This is a genomic window from Nocardioides okcheonensis (assembly GCF_020991065.1).
GTDB lineage: Bacteria > Actinomycetota > Actinomycetes > Propionibacteriales > Nocardioidaceae > Nocardioides > Nocardioides okcheonensis.
This window is the reverse complement of record NZ_CP087710.1, coordinates 3674737-3688859: the sequence shown is the minus strand read 5'-3', so window position 1 is coordinate 3688859 and position 14123 is coordinate 3674737. Positions and strand designations below refer to the sequence as shown.

At 73.0% G+C, this 14123-nt stretch carries 14 protein-coding genes; 5 read left to right on the top strand and 9 right to left on the bottom strand.

From position 1 onward, the window contains the following. Nucleotides 1-13: 13 nt before the first annotated feature. Both LN652_RS17940 and LN652_RS17935 read right to left on the bottom strand, forming a co-directional pair. The gene (locus LN652_RS17940; RefSeq protein WP_230441945.1) at nt 14-955 is read right to left on the bottom strand and encodes an NAD(P)/FAD-dependent oxidoreductase; all 942 of its coding nucleotides are present in this window, start codon (nt 953-955) and stop codon (nt 14-16) included. Next, on the bottom strand, nt 952-2184 hold the full coding sequence (locus LN652_RS17935) for a flavin monoamine oxidase family protein (protein WP_230441944.1): 1233 nt from the start codon (nt 2182-2184) through the stop codon (nt 952-954). The genes LN652_RS17940 and LN652_RS17935 overlap by 4 nt, the downstream gene beginning before the upstream one ends. Nucleotides 2185-2242: 58 nt before the next feature. On the opposite strand from LN652_RS17935, the gene LN652_RS17930 reads away from it, so the two are divergent. Then, nucleotides 2243-2428, top strand: a complete 186-nt coding sequence (locus LN652_RS17930) for a PspC domain-containing protein (protein WP_230441943.1) — start codon at nt 2243-2245, stop codon at nt 2426-2428. A 6-nt stretch (nt 2429-2434) separates the two neighbouring features. Here LN652_RS17930 and LN652_RS17925 read toward each other — a convergent pair whose 3' ends face one another. Beyond that, nucleotides 2435-2746 (bottom strand): hypothetical protein, encoded by a 312-nt coding sequence (locus tag LN652_RS17925; RefSeq protein ID WP_230441942.1) that lies wholly within the window; start codon nt 2744-2746, stop codon nt 2435-2437. Between the two features lie 138 nt (nt 2747-2884). On the opposite strand from LN652_RS17925, the gene LN652_RS17920 reads away from it, so the two are divergent. The 3 genes from LN652_RS17920 (at nt 2885) to LN652_RS17910 (ending at nt 7803) form a co-directional block, all read left to right on the top strand. After that, nucleotides 2885-4741 carry an AMP-dependent synthetase/ligase gene (locus LN652_RS17920; RefSeq protein ID WP_230441941.1) on the top strand — a complete coding sequence of 619 codons (1857 nt, stop codon included), beginning with the start codon at nt 2885-2887 and terminating at the stop codon, nt 4739-4741. Further along, nucleotides 4738-5577, top strand: coding sequence for a glycerophosphodiester phosphodiesterase family protein (locus LN652_RS17915; RefSeq protein WP_230441940.1), 840 nt, complete (start codon nt 4738-4740; stop codon nt 5575-5577). Before LN652_RS17920 ends, LN652_RS17915 begins: the two co-directional genes overlap by 4 nt. 75 nt (nt 5578-5652) lie before the next feature. Then, the gene (locus tag LN652_RS17910; RefSeq protein WP_230441939.1) at nt 5653-7803 is read left to right on the top strand and encodes an MMPL family transporter; all 2151 of its coding nucleotides are present in this window, start codon (nt 5653-5655) and stop codon (nt 7801-7803) included. 31 nt (nt 7804-7834) lie between these two features. On the opposite strand, the gene map is transcribed toward LN652_RS17910, so the two are convergent. The 5 genes from map to LN652_RS17885 all read right to left on the bottom strand — a co-directional run bounded on the left by map (nt 7835) and on the right by LN652_RS17885 (nt 11872). After that, a complete protein-coding gene (map, locus tag LN652_RS17905) occupies nt 7835-8608 on the bottom strand; it encodes a type I methionyl aminopeptidase (protein WP_230441938.1) in 774 nt (257 codons plus the stop codon). Continuing rightward, nucleotides 8605-9336, bottom strand: coding sequence for a type 1 periplasmic-binding domain-containing protein (locus LN652_RS17900; protein WP_230441937.1), 732 nt, complete (start codon nt 9334-9336; stop codon nt 8605-8607). The genes map and LN652_RS17900 overlap by 4 nt, the downstream gene beginning before the upstream one ends. A gap of 24 nt (nt 9337-9360) precedes the next feature. Beyond that, a complete protein-coding gene (locus tag LN652_RS17895) occupies nt 9361-9669 on the bottom strand; it encodes a hypothetical protein (RefSeq protein ID WP_230441936.1) in 309 nt (102 codons plus the stop codon). A 13-nt stretch (nt 9670-9682) separates the two neighbouring features. After that, nucleotides 9683-11398: a sodium:solute symporter family protein gene (locus LN652_RS17890; protein ID WP_230441935.1), complete on the bottom strand. Its 1716-nt coding sequence runs from the start codon at nt 11396-11398 to the stop codon at nt 9683-9685. Nucleotides 11399-11488: 90 nt separating this feature from the next. Next, nucleotides 11489-11872, bottom strand: coding sequence for a VOC family protein (locus LN652_RS17885; RefSeq protein WP_230441934.1), 384 nt, complete (start codon nt 11870-11872; stop codon nt 11489-11491). A gap of 74 nt (nt 11873-11946) precedes the next feature. Between LN652_RS17885 and LN652_RS17880 the strand changes: the two genes are divergently transcribed. After that, nucleotides 11947-12300 (top strand): hypothetical protein, encoded by a 354-nt coding sequence (locus LN652_RS17880; protein WP_230441933.1) that lies wholly within the window; start codon nt 11947-11949, stop codon nt 12298-12300. A 124-nt stretch (nt 12301-12424) separates the two neighbouring features. Here LN652_RS17880 and guaA read toward each other — a convergent pair whose 3' ends face one another. Continuing rightward, the gene (gene guaA / locus LN652_RS17875) at nt 12425-14002 is read right to left on the bottom strand and encodes a glutamine-hydrolyzing GMP synthase (RefSeq protein WP_230441932.1); all 1578 of its coding nucleotides are present in this window, start codon (nt 14000-14002) and stop codon (nt 12425-12427) included. Between the last annotated feature and the right edge of the window lie 121 nt (nt 14003-14123).

Here is a 14123-nt window from a genome sequence, read left to right as displayed (position 1 = left end):
CAGCCGGTCGGGCTCAGCCCCCGCCGAGCCGCGCGGCCAGCGCGCGCCCGAGGCGTACGCCCGACAGCCACGCCGTCTCGACCTTCGGCGTCGACCCCCAGCCGTCGCCGCACACCCCCACCAGCCGGTCGCCCTCGACCAGGCCGAAGGGCTCGTCGCGCTCACCGGTCGGACGCGCGAAGGTCCAGCGGTGGACGTGGACGTCCTCGGGCTCCGGGAGGTCGAGCACCCGGCGCAGCGCCGCCACCATCGCCGGGCCGGCCGCGGCGGGGTCGTCGAGGTGGCCGGAGGCGAAGCCGGGCGTCGAGTGCGCGACCAGCACCGGGGCGTCGTCGCCGCGTCGCCGACCGTCGTCGGCGACCCACGCGAGGGTCGGGTCGTCGTTGACGAACGCGCCGTCGAACCGGCCGGTCGGGCTCACTCCGTCCCACGTGCGCGACGGCCAGCGCGCCGCGAGCGCGAGCACCGGCTCCCACGTGCGGGTCAGGACCTCGGCCACCGGGTGCGCGCCGACCAGCCGACGGGCCTGCGGGTCGGGCATCGCGAGCACGACGACCTCGCCGAGGCCGGACAGGTCGGTGAGGTCCTTGCGCTCCACGTCGAGGTCGGCCGCGAGGTCCTCGACCAGCGTCCGGAGCCCGTGGGTCGCGCCCCAGCGGACCGGCCCGGACTTCGCCTCCGGCTCGCCGTCGCCGAGGGCGCAGAACGTGTCGGTCCACTCGCGGGCCAGGTCGCGTGCCGCCCAGTCGTCGACCACCGCCCCGAACGCCTCGTCGGAGACCGTGAAGTAGGACGCCCCCAGGTCCACCCGGCGCTCCCACAGGGTGCGCGAGGCCATCCGCCCACCGGGGACGCGACCGCGGTCGAGCACCCGCACGGCGATCCCGGCAGCGCGCAGCTCGCGAGCACAGGCCACCCCCGCCAGTCCGGCCCCGACCACCACGACGTCGCTCATGCGCGGGCCCCCAGCACGGCCTCGGCGGCCCGCTGGCCGCTGACGAGCGCGCCCTGGATGGATCCGGTGTCGCGGTGGTCACCGCACACGACGAGACCGTCGACCTCGACGGGGCGGACGTCGCGGTAGGGCACCGGCTGCACCGGCAGCGCGTCCGGCACCTCGTGCCGGGCGACCACCTCCCAGCGCGACGGGTCGACCCCGAGCAGGTCGCCGGCGTGGCGACGCATCTCCGCCTCGCCCGTCACCCGAGCGGGACCGAGCAGCGCGGAGCCCTGCACCAGGTGCCGGCCGGCCGGGGCGTACGACGGGGCGGCGCGCGAGACGACAGCGGCGTTGACCAGCGGCCCCTTCGCGGTCCGCCGGGCGTCGACGTGGAGCAGGTCGGTGTCGGGTGCCTGCGGGGCGGACCACCACGTCGTGACGACGCCCTTGGTGGCGACCTCCGGCACACCTGCCAGCGCGGTCGCCTGCGCGGCACCCGCGGCCACGACCACCTGTCGGGCCGTCCACGTGCCGTCGTCGGTCTCGACCGACGTCGCGGTCACGCGACGGACCCGCTGCTCGAGGCGTACCCGCTCCCCCAGGCTCGCCGCCAGCTGCTCGGGCAGGGCCTGCATCCCGCCCTCCGGGAGCGCCGGGACGCCGCGCACGAACATCCAGGTCAGCAGCAGCGCGAACCGATTGGCCGTGCTGCCGTCGTCCTCCAGCAGCACGCCGGCGAAGAAGCGGTCGGCCACCCGGCGCAGCAGCCCGTCGACGCCCGCGCCGTCGAGCGCGGCGCGCCGGTCGACGTCCGGACGGCGCGCGACGACCTCCGAGAGCCGGCCGCGGCGCGGGCGGAGCAGCGGCGCCGCCCACCGCGCCAGCGCCGCCACCTCGGCGGGCCGGCCGGCGACGGTGCGGAGCGTCTGCGGGACGAGCCGCGGCTCGCGCGCCGGGTGCCCCAGCACGCGGAGCCCGCTCTCGGTGCGGGCGGCCACGCCCGCACCGAACGGCTGCAGCCCCAGCGCCCCGACGTCGACCCAGCGGCCGACCGCGGGGTAGGCCGGGTTGAGCAGCTGGAAGCCGCGGTCGACGAGGAAGCCGTCGACCCGGTCGGTGCGGATCCGCCCGCCGACGGCGTCGGCCGCCTCCAGCACCACCACCTCGCGCCCGGCCGCGACCAGCGCCTGCGCGCATCGCAGCCCCGCCAGCCCGGCACCCACGACCACCACGTCTGCGTCCACGGGACGACCCTAGAGAGCGGCGCCTAGTTCCTGCCCGCCGGTCGGGTAGACATGGGGCATGGCCACCTCGTCGCTCGTCCGTCCCCGCCAGGGCAAGATCATCGCCGGCGTGTGCGCCGGCCTCGCCGACCGCTTCGGCGTCCCCCGCGGCCTGGTCCGTCTCGCCTTCGTGGTCTTCGGGCTCGTCGGCGCCGGCGAGATCGCCTACATCCTGGCGTGGATCCTCATGCCGAAGGGCGACTGACGGCCCTCACTCCGCTCCGCCGCCCTCGCGCCGCTCGTGCAGCCGCTGCTGCGCCTCGGCGAGGAAGGCGAGGCACGGCGCGTCCTCACCCGGGTGCTTCTCGACGAGGTGGAAGGTCCAGCGGTCCATCGCCGCCATGAAGCCGTTGTCGCCGCCCGCGCGGTGCGTCGACCAGGGCCGGTCGCCGCGGGCCGTGCACGAGGTGCAGGAGATCCGGTAGAGGAACTGCTGCTCGCCGTCGAGGTCGATCCGCACCCGGGCGAGCGGCCCCGCCTGCGCTGCGGCCCTGCGTTCGCGGGCCGAGCGGCTCGCCACCATGTCGTCTCCCGGTCGTCGGTCCTCGAGGTCGTGCCGGCCCAGTCTCCCCCACCGTGCGGGGACCTCCGGACCAGCCCTAGCCAGCCCAAGGCGCCGACCACCATGATGTGACCCCCGCCACATCCCGAGGAGACGGACATGACCGCGACGCAGCCCGATCCCGACGTCCTCGCCGTCCGCGAGGACTACGAGGCCAGGATCCTCGGCCTCCACATGCCGGCCCTCGTGCGACGGGCGGCCGAGCGCTTCGGCGACGACCCCGCGTTCTCCGACCGCTTCGACGTGCCCGAGGGCGCGACCTGGTCGACGATCTCCTGGCGCGAGACCTGGGAGCTCACCCAGCAGGTGGCCGCGGCGCTGATCGACCTCGGCGTGGAACGGGGCGAGGCCATCGCGGTGATGGCCACCAACCGCACGGCCCACACGCTCGCCGACTACGGCGCGATGACGGCCGCAGCGGTGCCGATGTCGATCTACAACACGCTCGCCCAGGACCAGGTCGCGTTCATCGCCGGCGAGTCCCGACCGGTCGTCGTGCTGCTCGAGGACCACGACCGCTACCGCCGCTGGGAGCGCGCGCTGGCCGAGGTCGACTCGATCCGCCACGTCGTCATGCTGGCCGACGCCGAGCGCGTCGACGACCCGCGGGCGATGACCTGGGCCGACTTCCTCGCGCGCGGCAGCGACACCGCGGCCGTCGAGGAGCGGACCGACCGGATCACCCCCGACCTGCCGGCGACCTACCTGTACACCTCCGGCACGACCGGCAACCCGAAGGGCGTCGTGCTGACCCACCACAACGTGATGTACGAGGCGGTGTCGACCCTCGACGCCGCCGGCCTGCACGGCCAGCAGCGCACCATCAGCTACCTCCCGCTGGCCCACATCGCCGAGCGGGTGCTCGCGACGTACGGCCCGCCCCTCCTCGGCAGCCACGTCCACGCGATCCCCGACCCCGCCGCCCTGCTCGGGGCGCTCGGCGAGGTGCACCCGACCGCGTTCTTCGGCGTCCCGCGGGTGTGGGAGAAGATCAAGACCGGCATCTCCGCCAAGCTCGCCGAGGACCCCGACCCGGCCAACCAGGAGCTGGTCCGCAACGCGATGGCCGCCGGGCTGGCGTGGACCCGGGCCCACGAGGTCGGCAACGAGATGACGCCCGAGGTGGAGGCGGCCTACGCCGAGGCCGACACCGCGATCCTCGGCTTCCTGCGCCTGCTGCTCGGGCTCGACCAGGTGACGTGGGCCGCGAGCGCGGCCGCGCCGATGCCGCTGGAGGTCGCGAAGTTCATGGGCGGGCTCGGCCTCCACGTCTACGACGTCTACGGGATGACCGAGACGACCGGGGCCTTCACCTCCAACGGTCCCGGCCACTTCAAGCTCGGCACCGTCGGGCGGGCCAACCCCGGGATCGAGGTGCGGCTCGGCGAGGACGACGAGATCCTCTGCCGCGGCCCGGTCAACACCCCCGGCTACCACCGCCAGGAGTCCGCGACGCGCGCGCTGATCGACGAGGACGGGTGGATCCACACCGGCGACATCGGCCGGGTCGACGAGGACGGCTTCTGGTCGGTCGTGGACCGCAAGAAGGAGCTGATCATCACCTCCGCCGGCAAGAACATCGCGCCGTCCAACATCGAGAACTACCTCAAGGAGTCGCCGATCGTCGGGCACGCGATGGCGCTGGGCGACAACCAGCCCTACGTCGTCGCGATCCTCACCCTCGACGGCGAGATCGCCCCGCTGGTGGCGGCGAAGATGGGCATCGAGTTCACCGACCTCGCCGACCTCTCCACCAAGCCGCAGATCCGCGCGATGGCGCAGGCGGCCGTCGACGCGGCCAACGAGCGGCTCTCGCGTCCCGAGCAGGTCAAGGCCTGGGAGCTGCTGCCGCACGAGTGGACGGCGGAGTCCGAGGAGCTGACCCCGACGCTCAAGCTGAAGCGCCGCGTGGTCAACGCGAAGTACTCCGACGTGGTGGACCGACTCTACGGGTGAGCACCGACGGAGCGTTCGACCTGCAGGCCCACCGCGGGGGTGCGGGGCTGTGGCCGGAGAACACCCTCGAGGCGTTCGGCCGCGCGCTCGCCCTCGGCGTCTCGACGCTCGAGCTCGACGTCCACCTCACCGCCGAGGACGACGTCGTGGTGGCCCACGACCCGGCGCTGGCCGACGCGCGGGTGATCCGGCGCCTCACCCGCGGCGACCTGCCGCCGACGATGCCGTTGCTGCGCCAGGTCGCGGCCCTGCTCGAGGAGCGCGGGGCCGACCCGGTGCGGCTCAACCTGGAGATCAAGTACGACGCCCTCGACGGGTCCGGGCTGACCAGCCGCGAGCACTTCGTGGCCCTCGTGGTCGACGCGCTGCGGGTCGACGGGCTGGTCGGCCGGTCGGCGGTGCAGTGCTTCGACTGGGGCGTGCTGGCACTGGTGCACGACGCCGAGCCGGCGCTCGCGCGCAACCTGCTGGTGTCGCCGGCCTACCTGCGACCGCACGGCGCGGCGCCGTCCCCCTGGTTCGACGGGCTGCCGGTCGACCCCGACTTCGTCGTCACCGCGGCGGGCCTGGGCCTCGCCGCGATCTCGCCGGTGCACGGCTCGCCCTACCGCTCGGGCGTCGACGACCCGGACTACCGTCCCTTCACCACCCCCGCGATGGTCGACCAGGCGCACGCGGCCGGGCTGGCGGTCGTGCCCTACGTCGTGGACGACCCCCCGACCATGCGGCACCTGGTCGAGGTCGGCGTCGACGGGCTGATCACCAACCGGCCCGACCGGCTGCGCGAGGTGCTGGCGGACCTGCACCGGCCCCTGCCGCCGTCCTTCAGCCGCTGATGCGGGTCGTCCCGGTCTAGACCTCCGGGGAATCACCGATGCGCGATGTCGGTGCGTGCTGTTGTGCTGGACGGCATGAATCGCCAGATCGCCGGAGCCCTGACCGGCCGAGTGACCAAGTGGGTCGTCCTCGCGGCCGTCCTGGTCCTCACGGCCATCATGGCGTCGTTCTCCGCCAAGCTCACCTCGGTCCAGAACAACGAGGCCTCCTCCTGGCTGCCGGAGTCGGCCGAGTCGACCCGGGTCCTCGAGGAGCTCTCGGAGACCGTCGACCCCAACGACATCCCCACGCTCGTGGTCTACCACCGCGACGGTGGGCTGACCGACGCCGACCTCGCCGCGATGGAGGAGGACGGGCCGCAGATCGCCGGGCTCGCGGGCGTGACCGGCGACGGCGTGCTGACCCCGGCCGCGGCGCAGGCCGCCCAGGCCCAGGGAGCGCCGGTGCCGACCCTGGTGTCCGACGACGGTGAGGTCGCCTACCTCTACTTCGTGCTCAACTTCGGCGCGAACGGCTGGAACGACATCCCGGAGGCCGCCGACGAGATCCGCGACATCGCCACCCTCGACGGCGGTGAAGTCCACCTCGCGGGCTACGGCGGCCAGGCCGCCGACTCGGCCGAGGCGTTCGAGGGCATCGACACCAACCTGATCTTCGCCACCCTCGGTGTCGTCATCGTCATCCTGCTCTTCACCTACCGCAGCCCGGTCCTGTGGTTGCTGCCGATCCTCTGCGCGGTCTCGGCCAACTTCATCGCCACCGGCCTGGTCTACCTCCTCGCGAAGTACGCCGGCCTCACGGTCAACGGGCAGAGCCAGGCGATCCTGAGCATCCTGGTCATCGGTGCCGGCACCGACTACGCGCTGCTCCTCGTCGCCCGCTACCGCGAGGAGCTGCGTCGCCACGAGGACCGCCACGAGGCGATGGCGTTCGCGCTGCACCGCGCCGCCCCGGCGATCCTCGCCAGCGCCGCGACCGTCGCGGTCGGGATGCTGTGCCTGTCGTTCGCCGACCTCAACTCGACCGCCGGGCTCGGCCCGGTGCTGGCCATCGGCGTCGTCGTGACGATGGTCGTGATGACCACGCTGCTGCCGGCGCTGCTGGTCATCTGCGGTCGCTGGGTGTTCTGGCCCAAGCGCCCGACCTTCCGCAGCGCCGAGCCGACCTCCGCCGGCCTGTGGGCGCGCGTCGGCCGGGCGATCAGCCACCGGCCGCGCCGCGTCTGGCTGACCACGACCGGCCTGCTGCTGCTCGCCTGCCTCGGCCTCTTCCGGCTCGACGCCTCCGGCCTGTCGACGGAGGACACGTACACGAAGGAGTTCGACTCGATCAAGGGCCAGAAGCTGCTCGCCGACCACGGCCTGGCCGACAACTCCAACACCATCCAGGTCGTCACCGACGCTGACGCCGCCGACGCGGTCGCCGCCGCGCTGGAGGGCATCGACCGCCTCGGCACGCCGGGCGCACCGCAGCCGGTCAGCGACGGACGGGTCTGGTTCGAGGCCACCGTCGACGCCGACATCTCCTCCACCACCGCGGCCGACGTCGTGGAGGCCAGCCGCGAGGCGGTCCACGCGGTCGACGGTGCCGACGCGGTCGTCGGCGGAGGGGCGGCGTTCTACCTCGACACCAAGATCGCGTCCGAGCGCGACAGCCTGGTGATCATGCCGCTGGTCCTCGGCGTGGTGCTGCTGATCCTCATCGGCCTGCTGCGGGCCCTGGTCGCGCCCCTCATCCTGATGGCCACGGTGGTGCTGTCCTTCGGCGCCGCGCTCGGCATCTCGGCCCTGCTGTTCGAGTACGTCTTCGGCTTCGCCGGGTCCGACCCGGGGTTCCCGCTGTTCGCCTTCGTGTTCCTCGTCGCCCTCGGCATCGACTACAACATCTTCCTGATGACCCGCGTGCGGGAGGAGACCGCGACCCACGGCACCCGCAAGGGGTCGCTGATCGGCCTCGCCTCCACCGGCGGCGTGATCACGAGCGCGGGCATCGTCCTCGCCGCGACGTTCCTGGTCCTCGGTTCGCTGCCGCTGGTGTTCCTCGCCGAGCTCGGCGTGGCCGTGGCGCTCGGCGTCATGCTCGACACCCTCGTGGTCCGGTCGGTGCTGGTCACGGCGCTCAACCTCGACCTCGGCGGCAAGATCTGGTGGCCGAGCCGGCTCGACTCGGCCGACATCCCGCTCACCGAGGCCGAGGCGGCCGCGCCGCTCGAGACCGTGCACTGATCCGCCGGCAGCGGTCGGCGCGACACCCGGGTCAGCGGGTCGGCAGGGTGAGGACCTCGGCCCCGTCCTCGGTGATCGCGACGGTGTGCTCGCTGTGCGCGGTGCGGCAGCCGGTGACGCTGCGCAGCGTCCACCCGTCGTCGTCGGTGACGAGCACCGGGGTGTCGGTCATGACCCACGGCTCGAGCGCGAGCAGGAGGCCCGGCCGCAGCTGGTAGCCGCGGCCCGCGCGACCGTCGTTCGACACGTGCGGGTCCTGGTGCATGGTCGTGCCGATGCCGTGGCCCCCGAACTGCATGTTGATCGGGTAGCCGGCGTCGGTCAGCACGGAGCCGATCGCGCTGGAGATGTCACCGATCCGGACCCCGGGACCGGCGACGTCGATCGCGGCGGCCAGCGCGCGCTCGGTGGTCTCGATCAGCCGCACGCTCTCCTCGGGGCGGCTGTCCCCGACCACGAAGCTGATCGCGGAGTCGGCGGCGATGCCGTCGAGCCGCACCGCGAGGTCGAGGGTGAGGAGGTCGCCGTCGGCGAGCCGCTGGTCGCGCGGACGGCCGTGCAGGACCGCGTCGTTGACCGACGTGCAGACGTGGTGGCCGAACGGGCCGCGGCCGAACGACGGCGCGTAGTCGACGTAGCAGGACTCCGCGCCCGCGTCGCGGATCATCTCCGCGGTCCAGCGGTCGAGGTCGAGCAGGTTGGTGCCGACCTCGGCGCGCTCGCGCAGGGTCTGCAGGATGTCGCCGACCAGTGCGCCGGTGCGCCGGGCCCGGTCGACCTGGACGGGGGTGAGGATCTCGATCATCGCAGGCCGAACCTCTCACACCGCTTCTCGGTGTTGCCCGAGCAGAGGTCGTCGAGCGTCACGACGCCCTGCCCCACCAGGACCGTGGTGAGCGTGTCGACGGTGACCTCCTGCGCGGTGTAGAACCAGGACTCGACGCCGTCGACCCGCTCGCCGCCCGGCACCGGCGTACCGGCGAGCAGCGCCACGGAGACGTCGGCCGCCTGCTCGCTCATCGCCCGGACCGGCACGTAGGTCATCGACTCCTCCTCGCCGAGCAGGACGTCGCGCGCCGCCTCGACGTCGGAGCCGTTGCCGCCCGACCCGGTGCCGCCCGGGAGGTCGCCGTCCTCGAGACCCACGAAGCGGTCGGCCCCGGGGACCAGCACGCCGAGCGCGACGACCGGGACGGCGCGGCCGGAGACGTCGCCGACCGCGTCACCGTCGACCGGGACCACCACGATGACCTCCGCGGAGTCCGCCTCGGCCTGCCGGACCTGGCTGCGCTGGGTGTCGACGTCGCCCTCGGCGTCGTAGACCCGCACGCGGCACTCGTCGCACGTCGCCTCGACCCGGTCGGTGAAGTCCTCGACGTCGACGCCCTGCGCCGCGCCGTCGGCGCCGTCGGCGACGAGCAGCGCGACGGTGGGCTCGTCGCCGAGGCAGCCCGACAGCGCGGGCACGGCGGCCAGCAGCACGGCCGGGAGGAGGGTGCGGAGGGGACGTCGGGGCAGGCGGGCGCGAAGCATCGCGACGAGGTTACCGGCTCCCGGTCAGTGCGACGGCGGGCGCCGGCGCGAGGGCGCCGGGCGGGCCGGGTCGTCGTCGGGCTTCTCGACGTCGGCCGGCACGACGATCGGGCGCAGCCGCGCCCAGCCGAGGAAGACGCCCGCGACGACCAGCAGGGCGACACCCGTCCAGAGGTTGGCGTTGACGTCGCCCGTCTTGTCGTACTCCGGGTCGCCGAAGATGCCAGCCAGCGCGAGGATCACGCCGTAGGTGCCCATCAGCGCGCCGATGATGTTGCGGATGTCGAAGGCACCCGCCTTGTGGGGGGCGGACCCGTCGGTCTCGTGGGACATGCTGACCCCTCTCTCAGAAGGCGACGTTGAGGACGACGACCATGGCCAGGGCGACGCCGGCGAGCGGCACCGTGCGCCGGTACCACGGCAGGGCGGCCTCGTCCGGGTCGACGAGGTCCTCCTTGGGTGTCTCGGACCAGACCAGGCCCTTGAGCTCGGAGGCGGGCTTGGGCTTCGTCACCAGCGACACCACCACGCTGAGCACGATGTCGACGACGAACGCCGTCGCCGCCGCGAGGAAGGCCGCGCCCTGGCCCGGCAGGTCGATGACCCCGGCGGCGGCGAGCCGGTCGACCGCCACCGCCGACAGGGTGCCGAAGACCAGGCCGACCCAGCCCGCGGTCGGGGTCATCCGCTTCCAGAACATGCCGAGGATGAACGTCGCGAAGAGCGGGGCGTTGAAGAACCCGAACAGCGTCTGGAGGTAGTCCATGACGTTGTCGTAGCCCATCGCGATCCGCGCGGTGAAGATCGCGATCACGGTGGCGGCGACGGTCGCGAGGCGACCGATGCGCAGGTAGTAGTCGTCGCTGTGGTCCTTGCGGATGTAGCGCTGCCACAGGTCGTAGGAGAAAACGGTGTTGAAGGCCGAGATGTTGGCCGCCATGCCCGCCATGAACGCGGCGAGGAGGCCGGCGATGGCCAGGCCGAGCAGGCCGTTGGGCAGCACCTCGCGCATCAGCAGGAGCAGCGCGTCGTTGTAGGCGACGCCCTCCCCCGACGCGCCGCCGGCCGGTGACCCGCCGTTCTTCAGGTCGATCATCTCCTGCACCAGGACGGCGGAGATCATGCCCGGGACGATGACGATGAAGGGGATGAACATCTTCGGGAAGGCGCCGATGATCGGCGTCTTGCGGGCCGCGGAGATCGAGTTCGAGGCCATCGCGCGCTGGACCTCGACGAAGTTGGTCGTCCAGTAGCCGAAGGACAGCACGAAGCCGAGGCCGAAGACGATGCCGATCACCGACAGCAGAGGCGAGTCGAAGCCCGACAGGGCCTGCCCGGGCCACGACTCGAGCTGCTGCGCGGCCGGCGCGACGCCGGCGTCGGCGGGGGCGTTCTGGGACGCCGCGGTGATCTTGTCCGTCAGGCCGTCCCAGCCGCCGACGCGGTGCAGGCCGATGAGGGTCAGCGGCAGCAGGGAGGCCACGATCACGAAGAACTGCAGCACCTCGTTGTAGATCGCGGCGCTGAGCCCGCCGAGCGTGATGTAGGACAGCACGATCACGCCGGCGACGACGAGCGCGATCCAGATCGGCCAGCCCAGCAGGGCGTGCACGATGCCGGCGAGCAGCGCGAGGTTGACGCCCGCGATCAGCAGCTGGGCGACCGCGAAGCTGATCGCGTTGACCAGGTGGGCGCCGGTGCCGAAGCGGCGGAACATGAACTCGGGGACCGAGCGCACCTTGGAGCCGTAGTAGAACGGCATCATCACCACGCCGAGGAACAGCATGGCGGGGACCGCGCCGACCCAGAAGTAGTGCACCGTCGGCAGGCCGATCTCGGCGCCGTTGGCCGACATGCCCATGATCTCGACCGCACCGAGGTTCGCTGAGATGAACGCCAGTCCGGTGACCCACGCCGGGAGGGAGCGACCGGACAGGAAGAAGTCGATCGAGTCGGACACCGAGCGACGCGCCATGACGCCGATGCCGAGGACGAATCCGAAGTAGATCGCCACCAGCAGGTAGTCGAGCCAGGTTGCGTCGATCAAGGTGTCAGACGACACGAGTCACCTCCGAGGTGCATGTGGGCCACCCGCAAACCTAGACCCGCCCCCCGGGGCCGCGGGACCACCCCTGCGGGCACATGATGCACGTCACTCGCCCGCGACGACCTCGACCTCGAAGCCCTCCGACGACTCGAGGTAGAGCGCCACGTGCTGCTCGCCCCCGGCGTGCGGGTACCGGTCGGCGTACAGCTCGTGCCAGCCGTGCTCCGTCGACTCCGCACGCACCCGGTCGAGCGCCTCACGCCCCGGGACGGTCAGCGCGAGGTGGTTGATCCCCGGACGCAGCCGGTCGTGCGTGCCGTGCTGGTCGCGCGAGTGCTCCATGAAGACGTACGTGCCGTCGTCGTGCACCCACGACAGCACGCCCTCCTCGCGCTGCCACCCGCAGGCGGCGAGCAGCCACCCCCACTCCCCCTCCGCCGTCGCGACGTCGTCGACCCACAGGTCCAGGTGGTGCAGGGCTCGCGGCATGGCCCGACCCTAGGTCCCGACCCACCGCCGGTCGTGGAAGGCGCCCCGCGCCCCGTTCGTGGCAGGGTGGACGGATGCCACCGCTCTCGGGTCGCACGGTCGCGCTGCTCGTCGTGCTCGGCGTCGTGCTGGCGGTCGCGCCCGCGCTGGCCGCCGGCTTCACGCTGTGCGGGGTCTCGGGCTGCTCCGGCGCCGGCTTCGGCGTCTCCGCCGACCCGGGGACCACCCGCGTCCTGCTGGTCGTCGCGGGCCTGGTCGCGGCGCTGCCCCTCGCCGGCTACGCCCTGCGGCGCCGCAGCGGCCGGCTCGCGGCGTACGCCCTCGCGCTCGCCGTCGCCACGACCCTCGTGTCCGGGCTGCTGATCGGCGCGGACCTCCGCGGCTGCCCGCGCGGCGTCGACAGCGCGACCTGCGGAGCACCGGGTTGAGGGCACCATGCAGGCAGTTCGCGACCGACCGCGGGTCCGCTGGGCGTGACGCGCGTCGGCACCGCGGCGAACTGCCTTCATGGTGCGCGTCCGAGCCGCTCGTGGCGCGCTCAGCGGGGGTGGGTCACTCCCACTCGATGGTGCCCGGCGGCTTCGAGGTGATGTCGACGGTGACCCGGTTGATCTCGGCGACCTCGTTGGTGATGCGGGTGGAGATCCGCTCCATCACCTCGTAGGGCAGGCGCGCCCAGTCGGCCGTCATCGCGTCCTCGGAGGTGACCGGGCGGATCACGACCGGGTGGCCGTAGGTGCGGCCGTCGCCCTGGACGCCGACGGAGCGGACGTCGGCGAGCAGCACGACCGGCATCTGCCAGATGTCGCGGTCGAGTCCGGCGCGGGTCAGCTCCTGGCGGGCGATCGCGTCGGCGCGGCGCAGGATGTCGAGGCGGTCGGCGGTCACCTCGCCGATGATCCGGATGCCGAGGCCCGGCCCCGGGAACGGCTGGCGCCACACCATCTCGGCCGGCAGCCCGAGCTGCTCACCGACCAGGCGCACCTCGTCCTTGAAGAGCGTGCGCAGCGGCTCGACCAGCGCGAACTCGAGGTCCTCCGGGAGGCCGCCGACGTTGTGGTGCGACTTGATGTTGGAGGTGCCGGCGCCGCCGCCCGACTCGACGACGTCGGGGTAGAGCGTGCCCTGGACGAGGAAGCCGACCTTCTCGCCCTGCTCGGCGGCCTCGCCCAGCACCGCGACCTCTGCGGCCTCGAAGGCGCGGATGAACTCGCGGCCGATGATCTTGCGCTTCTCCTCCGGGTCGGTGACCCCGGCGAGCGCGGCGAGGAAGGTCTCGCGGGCGTCGTAGACGTGGAGGTTGACGCCCGTGGCCGCGACGAAGTCGCGCTCGACCTGCTCGGCCTCCCCCTCGCGGAGCAGCCCGTGGTCGACGAAGACGCAGTGCAGCCGGTCGCCGATCGCGCGCTGCACGATGGCCGCGGCCACAGCCGAGTCGACGCCGCCGGAGAGCCCGCAGATCGCGATGCCGCGCTCCCCGATCTGCTCGCGCACGCGCTCGATCTGCTCCTCGGCGATGTTGAGCATCGTCCAGGTCTGGCGGCAACCCGCGATGTGGTGCAGGAAGTGCTCGAGGACCTTCTGGCCGTGCTCGGAGTGCAGCACCTCGGGGTGCCACTGCACGCCCGCGAGGCCGCGGTCGACGTCCTCGAAGGCGGCGACCGGCGTGACGTCGGTCGAGGCGAGGACGGTGAAGCCCGCCGGCGCCTGCGCGACCGAGTCGCCGTGCGACATCCACACCTTGTGCTCGGCGGGCAGGCCCTCGAGGAGCGTGCCGGGCTCGCTCACGGTGACCGGCGTACGCCCGTACTCGCGCGCGCCGGTGTGGGCGACCTCGCCGCCGAGGCCCTTGGCCATCAGCTGGAAGCCGTAGCACATGCCGAACACCGGCACCCCGGACGTGAAGACGTCGGAGTCGATGCCCGGCGCGCCCTCGGCGTAGACGCTCGACGGGCCGCCGGACAGGATGATCGCCTTCGGCTTGCGCGCGAGCATGTCCGCCACCGGCATGGTGTGCGGGACGATCTCGGAGTAGACCCGCGCCTCGCGGACGCGCCGCGCGATGAGCTGGGCGTACTGCGCACCGAAGTCGACGACGAGGACCAGGTCGTGCTCTGCAGGCTGCGTCACGCGCGGAGTCTATCGAGCGGGAAGCACCAGGGCCCGGTCGGGGAGGGAGGATGACCGGGCCCTGATGCTTGCCTCCCGACGTCTGCAGGACAGCGCCGGGAACGAGGTGCCCGGCCCTTGG